Source organism: Pseudomonas sp. CFBP 13711 (assembly GCF_014842265.1).
Taxonomy (GTDB): domain Bacteria; phylum Pseudomonadota; class Gammaproteobacteria; order Pseudomonadales; family Pseudomonadaceae; genus Aquipseudomonas.
In genome coordinates, this window is the sequence record NZ_JACYVI010000002.1 from 423,649 (window position 1) to 442,799 (window position 19,151).

The following is a 19,151-nucleotide window of genomic DNA, read 5'->3' on the forward strand; positions in this document are numbered from 1 at the left end:
GCTATCGTCAGGTCGTTCCCGAAGAGATCCGTGACATGACACCAAGCGTTCACTTCCCGCGCCCCGTCAGGCTTTGCCATGCCTGACCCTCTGCACATCCTGCGAATCCGGCCAGCTGGAATCGCGCCGTGACGGCTCAGCGCGGCTGGAACATCAGCACCCGGACGCAGATCCTCAGCCTGGGCCCCGCGTTATTGCTGACCCTCCTGCTGATCAGCTTCTTTACTGTGGTGCGAATTCAGGACCTGCGACAGGAACTCAATCACACCGGGCAACTCATCGCCAACCAGTTGGCACCCGCGTCGGAATACGGGGTCATCGTCGGCAATAACGCCGTCCTGGAAAACCTCATGAACGCCACGATGAACACGCCCCACGTGCGTTTTCTCGAAGTGCGCAACAGTGCCGGCAAGGTGCTGGTTCATGTCGAACCCTCCGAGGAACAAGGGCATTCGCGGCAGATGGAAGTGTTCCAGGCGCCCATCCGCCTGCAGCCGGACAGGTCCGCGCAGCCGTTCGAAAATGCCAACGAGGCCGGTTCCGGTGACGACCCCAGCGTACCGGTGGAAGGTTATCTGGGACGGGTGCTGGTGGGCATGTCCAGCGACGCCTTCAATCAGCGCGAGCAGGAGATATTGCTGAAGGCCGGTGTGCTGGCGATGTTCGCCCTTCTCTTTACCTACATGCTGGCGAGACGCCTGTCGCTGAGCCTGTCCCAGCCGATCAGCGCCATGAGCGCGGCGGTGAAAGCCATCCAGCACGGCGATTACTCGGCCCCGCTGCCGGTTGCCGACGATGCCGAGCTGGGCGATCTGGCGCGGCACATCAACAATCTGGCCCTGGGCCTTGAGAAGGCCAGCCGCGAGCAGAAGCAGGCGATGGACGAGCTCATCCGCACCCGCGAAGAAGCCGAACGTGCCAACAACGCGAAGTCCGAATTCCTCGCCATGATGAGTCACGAACTGCGCACGCCCATGAATGGCGTACTGGGCATGCTGCAGTTGATGGAAACCACGAAGATGACCGATGAGCAGGCTGAATACGCCGCGTTGGCCATGGAATCCACCGAGCACCTGCTGCGGGTCATCAACGACATTCTGGATTTCTCCCGCTTCGAACGGGATGCGCTGGAACTGGAAAGCATTTCGTTCAACCTCGCCGACCTCATCAGCACCTCGGTTCAGGCGTTTGCCCACAACGCACAGCAGCGCGGTCTGGCACTGGAACTGGATCTGCCGCCGTCGATGGAGGCGCTACAAGTCAAGGGCGACCCGACGCGCATCCGGCAGATTCTGGTCAACCTGATCGGCAATGCGCTGAAATTCACCGAGTTCGGCAGCGTGCGCGTCGAAGCGGACTTCACCCTCGCCAACCCGCAGCACATTTTGTTCACCTGCGCGGTGCGCGACAGCGGCATCGGCATTTCTCCGGACCTGCTGGAATCGATGTTCGACGCGTTTCAGCAAGCGGACAACTCCATCTCCCGCCGCTATGGCGGCACCGGCCTGGGCCTGCCCATTGCGCGCAACCTGGCCGAACGCATGGGCGGGTCACTGCAGGCCCAGAGCAGTGAAGGACTCGGCTCGGTGTTTCAGCTAAAAATTCCGTTGCAGCGGGTTCAGCCGCCAGTGATAGAACCCACGTCCGGCGGCGTCGGCGAAATGCCCCAGAGCCGCGACGCCTGTGTGCTGCTGGTCGAGGACAACCCGGTCAATCGCACCGTGGTCGAGGCGATGCTACGCAGCCTGGGTTTGCAGGTGAGCGTGGCGGCGGATGGCGTTGAAGCGGTGAACATGGCCAGCCGGGAAAGCTTTGCGCTGATTTTGATGGACTGCCGACTGCCGGTCATGGACGGCTACGAAGCCACGCGCCGAATCAGACTGCTGCCGGGGCTGGCGACGTTGCCCATTATTGCCCTGACCGCCAACGCCCAGCACGGCGACCGGGACATCTGTCTGCAAGCCGGAATGAACGATTACCTGGCCAAGCCATTCAAACGTACTGATTTACAGCAGGTTTTGCAGCGATGGTTGACCATTAAGGCATCTGCGACTGGCGGTAAATGATAAATTCCGGCAGTCTTGTGTGCCGATTCGACCCACGCCCACGCGCGGTCGAAAAATTTCAGTGCACAGGTGTACTTTCATTTCACCCGTGCTGTGACTTTCACTACAACGCAATAGTCTATGAGTAGGCTGCCAGCAGAGGGATGACCCGCTGGCCAGACTGGGTAAGTAACGCCACACCCTGCCGCACAGGATTATCGAGGAGTTCGCATGACCAAACAAAACGCCTTTACCCGGGAAGATCTGCTGCGCTGCAGTCGCGGCGAGCTGTTCGGCCCAGGTAATGCGCAATTGCCCGCCCCCAACATGCTGATGGTCGATCGCATCACCCACATCAGTGAAGAAGGCGGCAAGTACGGAAAAGGTGAATTGGTCGCCGAACTCGATATCAACCCGGACCTGTGGTTCTTCGCCTGTCACTTCGAAGGTGATCCGGTGATGCCGGGCTGCCTGGGCCTCGATGCCATGTGGCAGCTGGTCGGTTTCTTCCTCGGCTGGCAAGGCCTGCCGGGCCGCGGTCGCGCACTGGGCTCGGGCGAAGTGAAATTCTTCGGTCAGGTCCTGCCGACCGCCAAGAAAGTCACCTACAACATTCACATCAAGCGCGTCCTCAAAGGCAAGCTGAACCTGGCGATCGCCGACGGTTCGGTCAGCGTGGACGGCCGTGAAATCTATACCGCCGAAGGCCTGCGCGTCGGTGTCTTCACTTCCACTGAAAATTTCTAAGGGTATTCGCATGCGCCGCGTCGTTATCACTGGTCTGGGCATTGTTTCCTGCTTGGGCAATGACAAAGACACCGTCTCCGCCAACTTGCGTGCAAGTCGCCCTGGCATCCGTTTCAACCCGGAATACGCCGAAATGGGTCTGCGCAGCCAGGTATCGGGTTCCATCGATCCAAACCTGCCGCTCAAGGAACTGGTCGACCGCAAAACCCTGCGCTTCGTTGGTCAGGCGGCGGCTTATGCCTACGTGGCCATGAAGAGCGCCGTGGAAGACTCCGGCCTGACCGAAGAGATGGTATCCAACCCGCGTACCGGTCTGATTGCCGGCTCTGGCGGTGCTTCGACCCTGAACCAGATGGAAGCGCTGGACATCCTGCGCGAGAAAGGCATCAAAAAGGTTCTCCCGTATTACGTCACCCGGACCATGAGCAGCACGGTTTCAGCCTGTCTGGCAACGCCATTCAAGATCAAGGGCCTGAACTACTCCATCGCTTCTGCCTGCGCCACCAGTGCTCACTGCATCGGTACCGCCATGGAACAGATTCAGATGGGCAAGCAGGACATCGTGTTTGCCGGCGGTGGCGAAGAGGAGCACTGGAGCCAGTCGTTCCTGTTCGACGCCATGGGCGCGTTGTCCAGCAAACGCAACGACACGCCTGAACAGGCTTCCCGTGCCTACGACGCAGACCGTGACGGTTTCGTCATCGCCGGCGGCGGCGGCATGGTGGTGGTCGAGGAACTGGAGCACGCTCTGGCCCGTGGCGCGAAGATCTACGCAGAGCTGGTAGGCTACGGCGCCACTTCCGACGGTTATGACATGGTCGCTCCAAGCGGCGAAGGCGCCATCCGCTGCATGCAGCAGGCGTTGTCCACCGTTGATGGCACCATCGACTACCTGAACACCCACGGCACCTCCACTCCGGTCGGCGACGTCAAGGAAATGGAAGGCGTGCGTGAAGTGTTTGGCGACAAGGCGCCTGCCATCAGCTCCACCAAGAGCCTGTCGGGTCACTCCCTGGGCGCCGCCGGCGTTCACGAAGCGATCTACTGCATGCTGATGATGGAAGGCAACTTCATGGCCGGTTCGGCGAACATCGACGAGCTGGACCCAGCCGTTGCCGACATGCCGATCCTGACCAAGACCCGCGAAAACACCGAGCTGAATCTGGTGATGAGCAACAGCTTCGGCTTCGGCGGCACCAACGCCACGCTGGTGATGAAGCGCTGGACTGGCAAGTAAGTCAGTTGCAGACAAAAGGCGCCCTTCGGGGCGCCTTTTTTGTGGGCTGCTGAAACCCATTGCGTTGGACCTGCTCTTTGCAGGACCGGCTTTAGCCGCGAACGCTTCGGTTGTCATGCGGCAAGATCAACGGTGCCCTGCCTGGCCCCTTCCCGGCTGAAGCCGGTCCTACAACCGCACCGAAAGAGAGAGCGCCATCATGCTGACCATCATTCCCCGCGCCGAAGACGTCGAAGGCCAACCGATCCTGCGCCCCCTCCCCGCTGCGCAATGCCGAAGCGTAGGGCCTTTCGTTTTTTTTGATCACATGCTGGAGACCAGCTACGCGCCCGGCACCGGCATGGACATCCGCCAGCATCCGCACATCGGCCTGTCGACGCTGACCTACCTGTTTGAAGGCGAAATCCGACACAAGGACAGCCTCGGCAGCGATCTGCACGTAAGGCCCGGCGAGGTCAGCTGGATGACCGCCGGCAGCGCCATCGCCCACATTGAACGCACACCCGAGGACTTGCACGCCAGTGGCTCTCGCCTGCATGGCCTGCAAGTCTGGCTGGCCTCGCCCAAATCCCATGAGCAAGGCGCCGGTCATTACAGCCATCACCCCGCCGCCACACTGCCGGTCAGCGACGCCATGGGTATTCGCATCCGCTTGATCGCGGGCGAAGGCTTTTGCCTGAAGTCGCCGGTGCCGGTGCTGTCACCCACGCTTTACGCCGAACTGAACCTGCAGACGGCGACGACGCTGTGTGTGCCCGCCGAGCACGAGCAGCGCGCGTTGTACGTTATCGAAGGCGACTTGCTACTGGATGGCGAGCCGGTGCAGCCGCGCAGTCTGGTGGTGCTGGACGCAGGGAGCGAGCCGACGCTGTGCGCGGAAAGCGAATGCCATGCGGTGCTGTTCGGCGGTGCGCCCCTGGATGGGCCGAGAAAGATGAACTGGAATTTCGTCGCCAGTGACGCGGCGCTGATTGAACAGGCCAGGGCGAAATGGGCGGCCGGGGACTGGCCGACCGTGCCGGGGGAAGTAGAGCGGATTGAATTGCCGGTGGGCAGCAGGCCGAAGCGCTGATTGGCCGCGGCCTGCCCGGACGCTGTGGGAGTGACCGGAGGGGCACTCCCACAACAGTTAAAACATCACATCAGCCCGCGAACACTTCGTCCAGCAGGTTGTGCATCGAGGTAAACGCGCGCTTCGAAACGGTCGGGTTGTACATCTGTACGCCCGGATTGTTGGCGTGTGGGTCGGTGAACGAATGGAACGCCCCGCCGTAGCTCAAGAGTTGCCAGTCGACGTTGGCAGCGTTCATCTCGGCTTCAAATGCCGGCAGCTGCTCTTTTGGCACCAGAGGGTCGGACGCGCCGTGCATCACCAGCACTTTGCCCTTAATGTTGTTGGCGTCAGCCGGGTTCGGCGTGTCGAGCGTGCCATGGAAGGAGACCGCAGCCTTCAACGGCGCACCGGTGCGCGCCAGTTCCAGTGCGCAGCAACCGCCGAAGCAGAAGCCGAACGCCGCCAGCCGGGACGTGTCGACGGCCGCAATGGTCTGCGCAGTCAATTGATCCAGGGCGGCCTTCATGCGTGTGTTCAACAGCACGCGATCGTTCTTCAACGGCATCATGGCAGCCGCCGCTTCGTCACCATTAGTCGGGCGCACTTGCTGGCCGTAAAGATCCGCCAGCAAGACCACATAGCCCTTCGCCGCCACGTCTTTGGCAATCTGCTCGGCGTCTTCGCTGACGCCCATCCAGTTAGGCGCCATCACCAGACCCGGTGCGGCCTGAGCACCTTCGCTGAAGGCCAGACGACTCTCGTAGCTCACGCCGTCGATGTCATACACGACGGACTGCACGGTCACATTGCTCATAGCGAACTCCTGCTGATAAGGATGGAGGGAGATTAAATGACAAAACCCGCCGGAGCGGGTTCTGCCGTGACGCGGATGTTAAACCGAGAGCTCGACCAACAACTTGTTCAAACGGCGCACGTAGGCAGCCGGATCTTTCAAGCTGTCGCCGGCTGCCAGCGCAGCCTGGTCGAACAGGATGTGGGACAGATCGCCGAAGCGGTCTTCATTCTGCTCGTTGTCCAGCTTGCCAATCAGCGGGTGCGAAGGGTTGAATTCGAAGATCGGCTTGGAGTCCGGCACCTTCTGACCGCTCGCTTCCAGGATCTGACGCATCTGCAGACCCAAGTCCTGCTCGCCGATCGCCAGGATCGCCGGCGAATCGGTCAGACGGTGGGAAACACGCACTTCACTGACGGCATCACCCAGCGCGGTTTTCAGGCGCTCGATCAGGCCTTCCTTGTCCTTGGCGACTTCTTCCTGGGCTTTCTTGTCCTCTTCGGAATCAAGCTTGCCCAAGTCCAGGTCACCGCGTGCCACGTCGACAAAGCCCTTGCCGTCAAAGTCGCTCAGGTAGCTCATCAGCCACTCGTCGATACGGTCGGTCAGCAGCAGCACTTCAATGCCTTTCTTGCGGAAGACTTCGAGGTGCGGACTGTTCTTGACCTGCGCGTAGCTTTCGCCGGTGAGGAAGTAGATCTTGTCCTGACCTTCCTTGGCGCGCGACAGGTAGTCGGCCAACGAAACGCTCTGCTCGCCGCTGTCGTCGGAGGTCGATGCGAAGCGCAGCAGGCCGGCGATCTTCTCCTTGTTGGCGAAGTCTTCGGCCGGGCCTTCCTTCAGCACCTGACCGAAGTTTTTCCAGAAGCCCTTGTAGTCTTCCGGCTGGTTTTTCGCCAGCTTCTCCAGCATATCCAGCACACGCTTGGTCAGCGCGGACTTCATCGAATCGATAATCGGGTCTTTCTGCAGGATTTCACGGGACACGTTCAGGGACAGGTCGTTTGAATCGACCACGCCCTTGATGAAGCGCAGGTACAGCGGCAGGAACGATTCGGCCTGGTCCATGACGAACACGCGCTGCACGTACAGCTTCAGGCCGCGCGGTGCTTCACGCTGATACAGATCGAATGGCGCGCGGGCCGGCACGTACAGCAGCGAGCTGTATTCCAGCTTGCCTTCGACCTTGTTGTGGCTCCAGCTCAGCGGGTTCTCGAAATCGTGGGCGATGTGCTTGTAGAACTCCTGGTATTCCTCGTCCTTGACCTCGGTACGTGGACGGGTCCACAGCGCGCTGGCACGGTTGACGGTTTCCCACTCTTCAACAGGCTCGGCGTCGCCTTCGACCGACGCCTGCTCTTTCGGCAACTGGATCGGCAGGGCGATGTGGTCGGAGTACTTTTTGATGATGTTACGCAGACGGAAGCCGTCAGCGAACTCGTCTTCGGCGCTCTTGAGGTGAAGCACGATGCGCGTACCGCGATCGGCCTTCTCGAGGGTGGCAACTTCAAACTCGCCCTCGCCTTTCGACGACCAGTGCACCCCTTCGCTGGCGGGCAGGCCGGCGCGGCGGGTGAACACTTCAACCTGATCGGCCACGATGAACGCGGAGTAGAAACCGACACCGAACTGACCGATCAGGTGAGAATCTTTCTTCTGATCACCGGACAGGTTCTTCATGAAGTCGGCTGTGCCGGACTTGGCGATGGTGCCCAGATGAGTAATGACATCCTCGCGGCTCATGCCGATGCCGTTGTCTTCCAGAGTGACCGTCTTCGCGTCCTTGTCGTAGCTGACACGGATCTTCAGCTCGGCGCCGCCTTCCAGCAGCTCAGGCTTGGACAGTGCCTCGAAGCGCAGCTTGTCCACCGCGTCGGACGCGTTGGAGATCAGCTCGCGAAGGAAGATTTCCTTGTTCGAGTACAGCGAATGGATCATGAGGTGCAGCAGCTGCTTCACCTCGGTCTGGAAGCCCAGGGTTTCCTTTTGAGTTTCCACACTCATGGTCATCAAACTCCAATCAGTCCACACAAATAGGGGTAGCTGCGCGAAACGCCGAGGGCGGCTCCGAGCAGCGGGTTGTCATCAAGGTGGGGGCTGGGGAGACGATTTCAAGGGCAGGCGTGCCGTCAGCGAAGAATCTTCACCCGCCGAAAATCTCCGGGCTGCAGATCTGTCGACTGAACACCGGACATAAACCACTAACCGCGTGTGATCAGCCGAGTTGTTACACCGCTGAGACGCTTATGTATTTATCCCGCCGGAACATGGAACTAACCTTATAACCGAATGCTCGAAGGCACGTTGATGACCAATAAGGAGAAACACCCCATGCGTAAATCTTTAGCTATTGCCCTCATGCTTTCTGCCACTCTGGGCCTCGCCGCCTGTGACAAAAAATCCGAAGATAAACAGCAAGATGCAAACAAGGCTGCCGAGCAGTCGCAAGAATCGATGCAAAAAGCGCAAGACAAAGTGAACGACGCTGCCAAAGAAAGTCAGGAAGCCGCTCAAAAGAACGCTGAAGCCGCTCAAGAGCGCGCGAAAGAAGCGAACCAGGCAGCACCTGCAACTAAGCAGTAAGTTTCCAGAGTTTCAAAAAACAAAGCCCGCATTTAGCGGGCTTTGTTTTGTCTGCTTGAAAAGATCGGCGTGTTTATTCTGCGAAGCGCCGACCTTCCCCCTCAGGCCAGCGCTTCGCTGCGCTTGCCCAGCATGCGATCCACCACGAACGCGATGAACAGCGTGATCAGCGACGGGATCAGCCAGGCCAGGCCTTGCTCGCTCAACGGCAGATGGGCCAGCGCATCCGGCAGGTACACACCCAGCGCAGAACCCTTGACCGCATCCACCGCACCGATCAGGAACGCCACCAGCATGACCGGCGCGACGATCCGACCCTGCTCATGCCAGAAGTCCTTGCAGAAGCTCAACGCCACCAGCGCAATGCACGGCGGGTAGATGGCGGTCAGCACCGGGATCGAGAACTGGATCAGCTTGGTCAGACCAAGGTTGGACACCAGCAGCGAAAACGCCGCCAGCAGGATCACCAGTGTCTTGTAAGACAGCGGCAGCACGCGGCTGAAGTACTCGGCGCAAGCGCAGGTCAGGCCAACCGCGGTGACCAGACACGCCAGCGAGATCAGAACGGCGAGGAAGCTGCTGCCCAGGGTGCCAAAGGTGTGCTGAACGTAAGCATGCAACACCGCAGCGCCATTGGTGGCACCGGCGGCGATGGCATGGCTGTCCGAGCCCAGACGGAACAGGCTGATGTAGACCAGGGCCAGACCGACACCGGCGATCAGGCCGGCGATGATGGCGTAACGGGTGATCAGCCGAGGCGACTCGACACCGCGGGAGCGAATCGCATTGACGATGACGATGCCGAAAACCAGCGCGCCCAGGGTGTCCATGGTCAGATAGCCGTTGATGAACCCCTGGGAAAACGGCGCGGCGACGTAGGCAGGTTCGGCAATGCCCACCTCCCCCGCTGGCAGGACAAACGCGGCGATGCCGAGGATGGCCAGGGCGATGATCTTCAGCGGCGCGAGGAAGCGGCCCACGGTGTCGAGCAATCGCCCCGGATAAAGGGAGATCCAGAACACCAGCACGAAATAAACCAGACTGTAGAGAAACAGTGCAAGGGGGCTTTCACCGGTCAACGGCGCCAGGCCGACCTCAAACGACACCGTCGCCGTGCGCGGCGTGGCGAACAACGGCCCCACGGACAGGTAGCAGACGGCGGCGAGAATGGTCCCGGCGACCTTGCCGATCGGGCTGCTCAACGCGTCCATAGCGCCGCCAACTTTGGCGAGCGCGATGACAGTCACCACCGGAAGGCCGACGGCCGTGACCAGAAAGCCCAAAGCGGCCATCCATACGTTGGGGCCGGCCTGGAGGCCTACGATCGGGGGGAAGATGATATTGCCAGCGCCGACGAACAGCGCAAACGTCATGAAACCCAGTGCCAGAATGTCCTGGCCTTTCAACACTTTCATTAAGGAAACCACACTGCTGAATCGGAATTAAGAAGAGGATTTCCCTGAGGGTGGGGGAAATGCTGCCCGCCCTTTTAAGACAGACCCTGAGCGCGCCGCCGCTCCTTGTGGGAGCCGACTGCACAAAACGGCGGCTAGCCTACCCTATTTGGCGCACCTATACAGGGCGGTGCGACCGCTGAATGCACATTCGTGTCGCATATCAGAAATGTCTGACAGGATTGGGCCAAGAGCACGAGGCAAATCGAAACGCCGGAAACGCAAAAGCCACCCGAAGGTGGCTTTTGTTGATTGAGACGAGGGCGATTAAGCCTTCTTCACTTCCCAACCGGTCAGCTCAGCCAGGGCTTTGCCGATGTCTGCCAGCGAACGCACGGTTTTCACGCCCGCGTCTTGCAGTGCAGCGAATTTCTCGTCTGCAGTGCCTTTGCCGCCGGAGATGATCGCGCCCGCATGGCCCATGCGCTTGCCCGGAGGAGCAGTCACACCCGCGATGTAGGAAACGACTGGCTTGGTCACGTGTGCCTTGATGTAGGCAGCCGCTTCTTCTTCAGCCGAACCGCCGATCTCGCCGATCATGACGATCGCTTCGGTCTTCGGGTCTTCCTGGAACAGCTTCAGGATGTCGATGAAGTTCGAACCCGGGATCGGGTCACCGCCGATACCGACGCAGGTCGACTGACCGAAACCGGCGTCAGTGGTCTGCTTCACAGCTTCGTAAGTCAGGGTGCCGGAACGCGACACGATACCGACTTTACCTGGCAAGTGAATGTGACCTGGCATGATGCCGATCTTGCACTCGCCCGGGGTGATGACGCCTGGGCAGTTAGGGCCGATCAGGACCACACCCAGTTCGTCGCACTTGACCTTGGCTTCGAGCATGTCGATGGTCGGGATGCCTTCGGTGATGCAGACGATCAGCTTGATGCCGCCGAACGCTGCTTCAAGGATGGAATCCTTGCAGAACGGAGCCGGAACGTAGATGACCGAAGCGGTTGCGCCGGTTTTTTCTACTGCTTCGGACACCGTGTTGAACACGGGCAGGTTCAGGTGCGTGGTGCCGCCCTTGCCTGGGGTCACGCCGCCAACCATTTTGGTGCCGTAGGCAATGGCTTGCTCGGAGTGGAAGGTACCCTGGGAGCCGGTGAAGCCTTGGCAGATAACCTTGGTGTCTTTATTGATCAGGACGCTCATTATTTGCCCTCCGCAGCTTTGACGACTTGTTGAGCAGCGTCGGTCAGGCTGGTAGCTGCGATGATGTTCAAGCCGCTTTCTGCCAGTACTTTAGCGCCCAGCTCAGCGTTGTTGCCTTCAAGGCGAACAACCACCGGGATTTTCACGCCGACTTCTTTCACGGCGCCAATGATGCCTTCGGCAATCATGTCGCAGCGAACGATGCCGCCGAAGATGTTGACCAGTACTGCCGCGACGTTGGTGTCGGACAGAATGATCTTGAACGCTTCGGTAACGCGTTCCTTGGTTGCGCCGCCGCCTACGTCGAGGAAGTTGGCTGGCTTGCCGCCATGCAGGTTGACGATGTCCATGGTGCCCATGGCCAGACCGGCACCGTTGACCATGCAGCCGATGTTACCTTCCAGTGCCACGTAGTTCAGTTCGAACTTGGCAGCATGGGCTTCACGTGGGTCATCTTGCGATGGGTCGTGGAAAGCCTTCAGCTTTGGCTGACGGTACATGGCGTTGGCGTCGATGTTGATCTTGGCGTCGAGGCAATGCAGATCGCCGTCAGCCTTGATCACCAGCGGGTTCACTTCCAGCAGGGCCAGATCGTGGTCCTGGAACAGCTTGGCCAGACCGGTGAAGATCTTGGCGAACTGGGTGACCTGCTTGCCTTCCAGACCCAGCTGGAATGCCAGATCGCGACCCTGGAATGGCTGAGCGCCAACCAGTGGATCGATGGTCGCTTTGAGAATCTTCTCAGGCGTGTCGTGAGCGATCTTCTCGATGTCCACGCCACCTTCGGTGGAAGCCATGAACACGATACGACGGCTCGAACGATCGACTACAGCGCCCAGGTACAGCTCTTTGGCGATGTCAGTGCACGATTCAACCAGGATCTTGGTGACTGGCTGACCGTTGGCATCAGTCTGGTAAGTGACCAGACGCTTGCCCAGCCACTGTTGAGCGAACGCAGCGGCGTCTTCCTTGCTGCGAACCAGCTTGACGCCGCCCGCTTTACCGCGACCGCCTGCGTGAACCTGGGCTTTGACGACCCACTCGGTTCCGCCGATCTTGTCGCACGCTTCTGCTGCTGCTTCCGGGGTGTCTACTGCATAGCCCTTGGATACTGGCAGGCCGTATTCAGCAAACAGCTGCTTACCCTGATACTCGTGAAGATTCATGCTTATTACCGTCTTCGTTAGGTACTGCGCATTCGGTGCTGCTCGTCAAAGCGTGCCGCACCACCTGTGACCGCTTCTCCCGGAGAACGCCGCTCAGGCATCAAGCCTGCCCTTCGCCGCCGGGAGTTCGAGTCCAACGGACCTTCCGCGGTAAGCCCTGCGAGCAGGGCCTACGACGGGCGGACCGTCGTGGTTATCTTTAGCGTTTTTTCTTGTTCTGGATGTGGATGGCGCCGCCATTCACAGCCAGTGCCGCTTCGTGCAGCGCTTCGGACAGCGTCGGGTGGGAGAAGACCATCATGCCGATGTCTTCGGCACTGGTGCCGAACTCCATGCCGATCGCGCCCTGCTGTACCAGCTCTGCAGCGCCAGGACCAATGACGTGTACACCCAGTACACGGTCGGTCTTGGCATCAGCGATGACCTTGACGAAACCGCCGGTGTCATTCGCTGCCATTGCACGGCCGCTGGCCGCGAACGGGAACTGACCGACGTTGACTTCCACGCCTTCGGCCTTCAACGTCTGCTCGGTTTTACCGACCCATGCGATTTCCGGGTGGGTGTAGATAACCGACGGGATCAGGTCGTAGTTCATCTGGGTCTTGTGACCCTTGATGCGCTCGACAACCATGATGCCTTCTTCGGATGCTTTGTGCGCCAGCATCAGACCACGAACCACGTCACCGATCGCGTACACGCCAGGAACGCTGGTCTCGCACTGCTCGTTGACGAAGATGAAACCGCGCTCGTCGATGTCGACACCGCTGTCTGCAGCCAGCAGTTCGGTGGTTACCGGGCGACGGCCCACGGCCACGATCACGCGGTCGAAGGTGATGTTCTGCTCGCCGTCCTTGTCGGTGTAGGTCACAACGACTTCGTCGCCATTGACCTTGGAACCGGTGACGCGTGCGCCCAGCTTGATGTCCAGACCCTGCTTGGTGAAGGTCTTCTGCGCTTCCTTGGCGACAGCTTCGTCAGCGGCCGGCAGGAATTTCTCCAGGGCCTCGAGCACCGTCACTTTGGCACCCAGGCGAGCCCAGACCGAACCCAGTTCCAGACCGATTACACCGGCGCCGATAACGCACAGGCGCTCAGGCACAGCCGGGAATTCCAGGGCGCCTGTCGAATCGACGATGGTGACCTGATTGACCGGAGCCGGCGGAATGTCGATCGGACGCGAACCGGAGGCCAGAATGATGTTCTCGGCTTCGATGACTTCGGTGGTGCCGTCAGGCTTGGTCAGCTCGACTTTCTTGCCGGCCAGCAGCTTGCCGTGGCCTTGCAGGGAAGTGACGCCGTTGGCCTTGAACAGGCTGGCAACGCCGCCGGTCAGGCCTTTGACGATCTGCGCCTTGCGGCCAATCATGGCCGCAATGTCCATTTTCAGGTCGCTGAGCGAGATACCGTGAACACCGAACTGGTTCTTGGCTTCGTAGAATTTCCAGGAGCTGTCCAGCAGCGCCTTGGAAGGGATGCAGCCCACGTTCAGGCAGGTACCGCCGAGGGCCAGCTTGCCCTCTTTATCCTGATACTTCTCGATGCAGGCAGTCGTGAGACCGAGTTGCGCGGCCTTGATAGCAGCCACGTAGCCGCCAGGGCCAGCGCCAATCACTACCACGTCGAATTTCTGGGACATAGAAAAGAGTTCCTCTTTAGCTGCGAGCTTTAAGCTGCAAGCTACAAGCTGACCTGCGATGAACTGCAGGATCGGCTTGCGACTTATTCATTGATACCAACCGCGAGTGACAAGCTGCATACCGTACCGCTTCTGACTTGAAGCTTTCGGATTGCAGCTTGACGCTGCTTCGTTAGATGTCCAGCAACAGACGCGCCGGGTCTTCCAGCAGGTTCTTGATGGTCACCAGGAACGTCACGGCTTCTTTACCGTCGATCAGGCGGTGATCGTAGGACAGCGCCAGATACATCATCGGACGGATGACGACCTGACCGTTGATCGCCATAGGACGCTGCAGAATGTTGTGCATGCCCAGGATGGCCGCTTGCGGCGGGTTGACGATCGGGGTCGACATCATCGAACCGAAAGTACCACCGTTGGTGATGGTGAAGGTACCGCCAGTCATCTCGTCGATGGACAGTTTGCCGTCACGGGCTTTCTTGCCGAAGGTGGCGATGCCGCCTTCGATTTCAGCCAGGCTCATCTGCTCGGCATTGCGCAGCACCGGAACCACCAAGCCACGATCGCTCGACACGGCAACGCCGACGTCGGCATAACCGTGGTAGACAATGTCGGTGCCGTCGATCGAAGCGTTGACGGCCGGGTAGCGTTTCAGCGCTTCGGTCGCTGCCTTGACGAAGAACGACATGAAGCCCAGGCGTACGCCGTTGTGGGACTTCTCGAACAGGTCCTTGTACTTCGAACGCAGCGCCATGACTTCGGTCATGTCGACTTCGTTGAAGGTGGTCAGCATCGCCATGTTCGACTGAGCTTCAACCAGACGCTCGGCAACCTTGGCGCGCAGACGGGTCATCGGCACGCGCTTCTCGGTGCGGTCGCCAACGGCGGTCACAGGAGCAGCGGCTGCAGCAGCAGGCTTGGCGGCAGGCGCGGCGGCCGGAGCGGATTTCTTCGCTTCGATGGCAGCGACGACGTCTTCCTTGGTAACACGACCGTCTTTGCCAGTGCCTTTGACGCTGGACAGGTTGATGCCGTTTTCTTCGGCCAGCTTGCGGGCAGCCGGAGCGCCGATCGCGTCTTCGTCAACGGAAGCAGCGGCTGGGGCAGCAGCAGCCTGGGCAGGCGCAGCGGCAGGAGCCGATGCAGCGGCGGCTGGAGCGGAAGCAGCTGGAGCGGCAGCAGCGCCGCCTTCTTCGATCGAGCCCAGCAACTGGTTCGACAGGACAGTGGCGCCCTCTTCGGCAACGATTGCGCCCAGTACGCCGTCAGCTTCGGCCAGTACTTCCAGAACGACCTTGTCGGTTTCGATATCAACGATCAGGTCATCACGCTTGACGGCGTCGCCCGGTTTCTTGTGCCAGGTGGCAACGGTGCCGTCGGCAACGGATTCCGGGAAAGAGGGGGCTTTGATCTCAATAGCCATTATCTGTAATTCCTTTAATTCGGTTTCTAGTGCGCGAAGGCGTTAAACGGAGAACGCGTCTTTCAGCAGTTTTTCCTGCTGTTCGGCGTGCATCGAAGCGTATCCACAAGCAGGAGCAGCGGAAGCATCACGGCCGGCATACTCGAGAACGAGGTTGCGGTTGTGATTGCCGATGCTGCGGCGCAGGTGGTGCTGACTGCTGTACCAGGCGCCCTGGTTCATCGGTTCTTCCTGACACCAGACCACGTTGGTCAGGTTGGTGTAAGGCGCGATGGCCTCCATCAGGTCGTCTTCCGGGAACGGATAGAGCTGCTCGAGACGCACGATGGCGATGTCTTCGCGGCCTTCGGCACGGCGTTTTTCCAGCAGGTCGTAGTAGACCTTGCCGCTGCACAGCACCAGACGCGTCACTTTCGCGGCATCGAGGGTGTCGATTTCCGGGATGACGGTCTGGAACGAGCCATGGGCCAGATCTTCCAGGGTCGACACGGCCAGCTTGTGGCGCAGCAACGACTTCGGCGTCAACACGATCAGCGGCTTGCGCAGCGGACGGATCACCTGACGGCGCAACAGATGGTAGATCTGAGCCGGGGTGGTCGGTACGCAGACCTGAATGTTGTGCTCGGCGCACAATTGCAGGTAACGCTCAAGACGTGCCGATGAGTGCTCCGGGCCCTGCCCTTCGTAGCCATGGGGCAACAGCATGGTCAGACCGCACAGACGGCCCCACTTGTGCTCGCCGCTGGTGATGAACTGGTCGATCACGACCTGTGCACCGTTGGCAAAGTCACCGAACTGGGCTTCCCAGATCACCAGCGCATTGGGCTGAGTGGTCGAGTAACCGTATTCGAACGCCAGCACGGCTTCTTCCGACAGGAACGAGTCGTACAGGTCGAAACGAGGCTGACCGGCGTACAGGTTCTGCAGAGGCACGTAGGTCGCGCCGTCTTTCTGGTTGTGCAGCACGGCGTGACGGTGCGAGAACGTACCGCGACCGACGTCCTGCCCGGTGATGCGCACCTGATGGCCTTCGAATGCCAGCGTGGCGTAAGCCATGGTTTCCGCGTAGCCCCAGTTGATCGGAAGTCCACCGACTTGCATCTTCTGGCGGTCTTCGTAGATTTTCTGGACCTGACGCTGAACCACGAAACCTTCTGGCACTTCCATCAGCTTGGCTGACAGTTCCTGGAGCGTCTTGAGGTCGAAACTGGTGTCGTGACGTGCCGTCCACGCGTGACCCAGGTACGGACGCCAGTCGACGAACAATTCCTTGTTCGGCTCTTTGACCAGGCTTTTGACCACATGCATGCCGTTGTCCAGCGCGTTGCGGTACTCGTCGACCTTGGCCTGAGCGGCTTCGGCGTTGAGGATGCCGGCGGCGGCCAGAGAATCGGCGTACAGCTCACGGGTGGTGCGCTGCTTGGCAATCTGCTGGTACATCAGCGGCTGGGTGCCGCTCGGTTCGTCGGCTTCGTTGTGGCCGCGACGACGGTAGCAGACCAGGTCGATGACCACGTCACGCTTGAACTGCATGCGGTAGTCGATCGCCAACTGGGTCACGAACAGCACGGCTTCCGGATCATCGCCATTCACATGGAGGATCGGCGCCTGAATCATCTTGGCAACGTCGGTCGCGTACTCGGTAGAGCGCGAGTCTTCCTGCTTGCTGATGGTGAAGCCGACCTGGTTGTTGATCACGATGTGAATCGTGCCGCCCGTCTTGAAGCCACGTGTCTGCGACATCTGGAAGGTTTCCAGCACCACACCCTGGCCAGCGAACGCAGCGTCACCGTGGATCGAGATCGGCAGCACTTTCTCGCCAGTGGCGTCGTTACGACGGTCCTGACGGGCACGCACCGAACCTTCCACCACAGGGGAAACGATTTCCAGGTGGGACGGGTTGAACGCCATCGCCAGGTGGACTTCGCCGCCGGTAGTCATCACGTTGGACGAGAAGCCCTGGTGGTACTTGACGTCACCGGAGCCCAGTTCGACCTTCTTCTTGCCTTCGAACTCGTCGAACAGGTCGCGCGGGTTCTTGCCGAAGGTGTTAACCAGCACGTTCAGACGGCCACGGTGGGCCATGCCGATGACGACTTCCTTGGTGCCGTAGGAACCGGAGCGCTGAATCAGCTCGTCGAGCATCGGGATCAGGCTTTCGCCGCCTTCCAGACCGAAACGCTTGGTGCCCGGGTATTTGGTGCCCAGGTACTTCTCCAGACCCTCGCCCGCCGTGACGCGCTCGAGCAGGTGGCTCTTGATGTCGGCGGAATAGGCAGGACGGCCGCGCACGCTTTCGAGGCGCTGCATGAACCAGTTGCGCTGGTTGGAATCGACGATGTGCGTGAACTCGGCGCCGATGGTGCGGCAATATGTCTGCTGCAACGCTTCGACGATTTCGCGTAGGCTCGCTTCTTCCTTGCCGATGAACAGGTCGCCGGCACGGAATGTGGTATCGAGGTCAGCGTTGGTCAAACCGTAATGGTTGATCGACAGGTCAGCTGGCGCAGTACGCTTCCACAGACCCAGAGGATCGAGTTGCGCACCCTGATGGCCGCGCATACGGAATGCCTGGATAAGTCGCAGCACTTCAACTTGCTTCTTTTCATGCTCGCTGCTCACGCTGCCGGCAGAGACCGGTTGGGCGCGGCGCTGGTTTTTCCCCAGCAACACAAAATGATCGCGAACCGTAGAGTGCGATACATCGGTGGCAGTGCTGCCGTCAGCCGGCAACGTCTGAAAATAGGTGCGCCACTCTTCTGGCACAGCGTTAGGGTCGTGCAGGTAGAGCTCGTAGAGCTCTTCCACATAGGCAGCGTTACCACCGGAAAGGTGGGCGCTGTTCCACATGCGCTGCATCACGCTTTCTTGCATGCTTGGTCACCCTCGATTAGGGGACACCATCGGCGTCGATGCCAGCGCAAACTTGAAAAGTCCATGTGCAGCGACTTCAAGTCACTAGGGATCACGCAGATAGTCCGGGTACCAGCCCGGATGCCCCTGCTGGTTTCATTTCTTCAAAATAAGAGCTGAAGCCATACGACAACTGCTCAGGTTAAAACTACGGCGCCGGTTGAAGCCTGCGCCGCAGCGTTTACGGGTGCTGCAGTAGCGGGTGCTGCGATGTTACAGGTGCGGCAAACTCAGACACCGCTTTTGAGCAGCATGTTGCGCACGTGACCAATAGCCTTGGTTGGGTTAAGGCCTTTCGGACACACGTTGACGCAGTTCATGATGCCGCGGCAGCGGAACACACTGAACGGATCGTCCATGGACGCCAGACGCTCTTGCGTCCGGGTGTCGCGGCTGTCAGCCAGGAAACGATAGGCTTGCAGGATCGCAGCAGGACCCAGGAACTTGTCGGGGTTCCACCAGAAGGACGGGCAGGACGTCGAGCAGCAAGCGCACAGAATGCACTCGTACAGGCCGTCGAGTTTTTCCCGCTCTTCCGGGGTCTGCAGGCGCTCGATGGACGGAGCCGGCGTATCGTTCTGCAGGAATGGCTTCACCTTCTCGTATTGCTTGTAGAAGATGCTCATGTCGACGGCGAGGTCACGGATGACCGGCAGACCAGGCAGTGGGCGAACCACCAGCTTGTTGCCCTTGACCACAGCCGACAGAGGCGTGATGCAGGCCAGGCCATTCTTGCCGTTGATGTTCATGCCGTCGGAACCGCACACGCCTTCGCGGCACGAACGACGGTACGAGAAGCCTTCGTCCTGCTCTTTGACCAGAGCCAGCACGTCCAGCACCATCAGGTCCTTGCCACCGGTGTCGACCTGGAAATCCTGCATGAACGGCGCGGCGTCCTGATCAGGGTTGTAGCGATAAACACTGACTTGCAACATGGCGGTCACC

13 protein-coding genes and 2 pseudogenes are annotated in these 19,151 nt (G+C 60.0%); 6 read left to right on the forward strand and 9 right to left on the reverse strand.

The window, feature by feature from the left end; translation table 11 throughout:
- Positions 1 to 128 precede the first annotated feature (128 nt).
- The 5 genes and pseudogenes from IFT47_RS28065 to IFT47_RS06855 all read left to right on the forward strand — a co-directional run.
- Positions 129 to 498: pseudogene (locus tag IFT47_RS28065) on the forward strand (hybrid sensor histidine kinase/response regulator); the annotation flags it as partial.
- A gap of 74 nt (positions 499 to 572) precedes the next feature.
- Positions 573 to 2,066, forward strand: a pseudogene (locus tag IFT47_RS06840) (response regulator); the annotation flags it as partial.
- A gap of 210 nt (positions 2,067 to 2,276) precedes the next feature.
- The gene (gene fabA / locus IFT47_RS06845; protein ID WP_192174895.1) at positions 2,277 to 2,792 is read left to right on the forward strand and encodes a 3-hydroxyacyl-[acyl-carrier-protein] dehydratase FabA; all 516 of its coding nucleotides are present in this window, start codon (positions 2,277 to 2,279) and stop codon (positions 2,790 to 2,792) included.
- Positions 2,793 to 2,802: 10 nt separating this feature from the next.
- The gene (fabB, locus tag IFT47_RS06850) at positions 2,803 to 4,029 is read left to right on the forward strand and encodes a beta-ketoacyl-ACP synthase I (RefSeq protein ID WP_133771614.1); all 1,227 of its coding nucleotides are present in this window, start codon (positions 2,803 to 2,805) and stop codon (positions 4,027 to 4,029) included.
- Positions 4,030 to 4,228: 199 nt separating this feature from the next.
- On the forward strand, positions 4,229 to 5,101 hold the full coding sequence (locus IFT47_RS06855; protein ID WP_192174894.1) for a pirin family protein: 873 nt from the start codon (positions 4,229 to 4,231) through the stop codon (positions 5,099 to 5,101).
- A gap of 70 nt (positions 5,102 to 5,171) precedes the next feature.
- Here IFT47_RS06855 and IFT47_RS06860 read toward each other — a convergent pair whose 3' ends face one another.
- Both IFT47_RS06860 and htpG read right to left on the reverse strand, forming a co-directional pair.
- On the reverse strand, positions 5,172 to 5,897 hold the full coding sequence (locus IFT47_RS06860) for a dienelactone hydrolase family protein (RefSeq protein WP_122538412.1): 726 nt from the start codon (positions 5,895 to 5,897) through the stop codon (positions 5,172 to 5,174).
- Positions 5,898 to 5,975: 78 nt separating this feature from the next.
- Positions 5,976 to 7,880, reverse strand: coding sequence for a molecular chaperone HtpG (htpG, locus tag IFT47_RS06865; protein WP_192174893.1), 1,905 nt, complete (start codon positions 7,878 to 7,880; stop codon positions 5,976 to 5,978).
- Positions 7,881 to 8,207: 327 nt separating this feature from the next.
- Here htpG and IFT47_RS06870 point away from each other — a divergent pair, with 327 nt between their 5' ends.
- Positions 8,208 to 8,459 (forward strand): hypothetical protein, encoded by a 252-nt coding sequence (locus IFT47_RS06870; protein WP_065986299.1) that lies wholly within the window; start codon positions 8,208 to 8,210, stop codon positions 8,457 to 8,459.
- Positions 8,460 to 8,560: 101 nt separating this feature from the next.
- On the opposite strand, the gene brnQ is transcribed toward IFT47_RS06870, so the two are convergent.
- The 7 genes from brnQ to IFT47_RS06905 form a co-directional block, all read right to left on the reverse strand.
- Positions 8,561 to 9,874: a branched-chain amino acid transport system II carrier protein gene (brnQ, locus tag IFT47_RS06875; protein WP_192174892.1), complete on the reverse strand. Its 1,314-nt coding sequence runs from the start codon at positions 9,872 to 9,874 to the stop codon at positions 8,561 to 8,563.
- Between the two features lie 306 nt (positions 9,875 to 10,180).
- Positions 10,181 to 11,068: a succinate--CoA ligase subunit alpha gene (gene sucD / locus IFT47_RS06880; RefSeq protein ID WP_037009399.1), complete on the reverse strand. Its 888-nt coding sequence runs from the start codon at positions 11,066 to 11,068 to the stop codon at positions 10,181 to 10,183.
- Positions 11,068 to 12,234 carry an ADP-forming succinate--CoA ligase subunit beta gene (sucC, locus tag IFT47_RS06885; protein ID WP_004882574.1) on the reverse strand — a complete coding sequence of 389 codons (1,167 nt, stop codon included), beginning with the start codon at positions 12,232 to 12,234 and terminating at the stop codon, positions 11,068 to 11,070. The genes sucD and sucC overlap by 1 nt, the downstream gene beginning before the upstream one ends.
- A 199-nt stretch (positions 12,235 to 12,433) precedes the next feature.
- Positions 12,434 to 13,870: a dihydrolipoyl dehydrogenase gene (gene lpdA, locus IFT47_RS06890; RefSeq protein WP_122538408.1), complete on the reverse strand. Its 1,437-nt coding sequence runs from the start codon at positions 13,868 to 13,870 to the stop codon at positions 12,434 to 12,436.
- Positions 13,871 to 14,042: 172 nt separating this feature from the next.
- The gene (odhB, locus tag IFT47_RS06895) at positions 14,043 to 15,293 is read right to left on the reverse strand and encodes a 2-oxoglutarate dehydrogenase complex dihydrolipoyllysine-residue succinyltransferase (RefSeq protein WP_192174891.1); all 1,251 of its coding nucleotides are present in this window, start codon (positions 15,291 to 15,293) and stop codon (positions 14,043 to 14,045) included.
- Positions 15,294 to 15,335: 42 nt separating this feature from the next.
- Entirely contained in the window at positions 15,336 to 18,167 is a 2,832-nt protein-coding gene (locus IFT47_RS06900) for a 2-oxoglutarate dehydrogenase E1 component (RefSeq protein ID WP_192174890.1), read from the reverse strand.
- Between the two features lie 269 nt (positions 18,168 to 18,436).
- A complete protein-coding gene (locus IFT47_RS06905; RefSeq protein WP_122538402.1) occupies positions 18,437 to 19,141 on the reverse strand; it encodes a succinate dehydrogenase iron-sulfur subunit in 705 nt (234 codons plus the stop codon).
- Between the last annotated feature and the right edge of the window lie 10 nt (positions 19,142 to 19,151).

Coding starts and splice junctions, on each gene's coding strand:
- fabB (WP_133771614.1), top strand. CDS start 2,803: ATGCGCCGCGTCGTTATCACTGGTCTGGGCATTGTTTCCTGCTTGGGC.
- fabA (WP_192174895.1), top strand. CDS start 2,277: ATGACCAAACAAAACGCCTTTACCCGGGAAGATCTGCTGCGCTGCAGT.
- IFT47_RS06905 (WP_122538402.1), bottom strand. CDS start 19,141: ATGTTGCAAGTCAGTGTTTATCGCTACAACCCTGATCAGGACGCCGCG.
- odhB (WP_192174891.1), bottom strand. CDS start 15,293: ATGGCTATTGAGATCAAAGCCCCCTCTTTCCCGGAATCCGTTGCCGAC.
- IFT47_RS06900 (WP_192174890.1), bottom strand. CDS start 18,167: ATGCAAGAAAGCGTGATGCAGCGCATGTGGAACAGCGCCCACCTTTCC.
- IFT47_RS06860 (WP_122538412.1), bottom strand. CDS start 5,897: ATGAGCAATGTGACCGTGCAGTCCGTCGTGTATGACATCGACGGCGTG.
- sucD (WP_037009399.1), bottom strand. CDS start 11,068: ATGAGCGTCCTGATCAATAAAGACACCAAGGTTATCTGCCAAGGCTTC.
- htpG (WP_192174893.1), bottom strand. CDS start 7,880: ATGAGTGTGGAAACTCAAAAGGAAACCCTGGGCTTCCAGACCGAGGTG.
- lpdA (WP_122538408.1), bottom strand. CDS start 13,870: ATGTCCCAGAAATTCGACGTGGTAGTGATTGGCGCTGGCCCTGGCGGC.
- brnQ (WP_192174892.1), bottom strand. CDS start 9,874: ATGAAAGTGTTGAAAGGCCAGGACATTCTGGCACTGGGTTTCATGACG.
- IFT47_RS06870 (WP_065986299.1), top strand. CDS start 8,208: ATGCGTAAATCTTTAGCTATTGCCCTCATGCTTTCTGCCACTCTGGGC.
- IFT47_RS06855 (WP_192174894.1), top strand. CDS start 4,229: ATGCTGACCATCATTCCCCGCGCCGAAGACGTCGAAGGCCAACCGATC.
- sucC (WP_004882574.1), bottom strand. CDS start 12,234: ATGAATCTTCACGAGTATCAGGGTAAGCAGCTGTTTGCTGAATACGGC.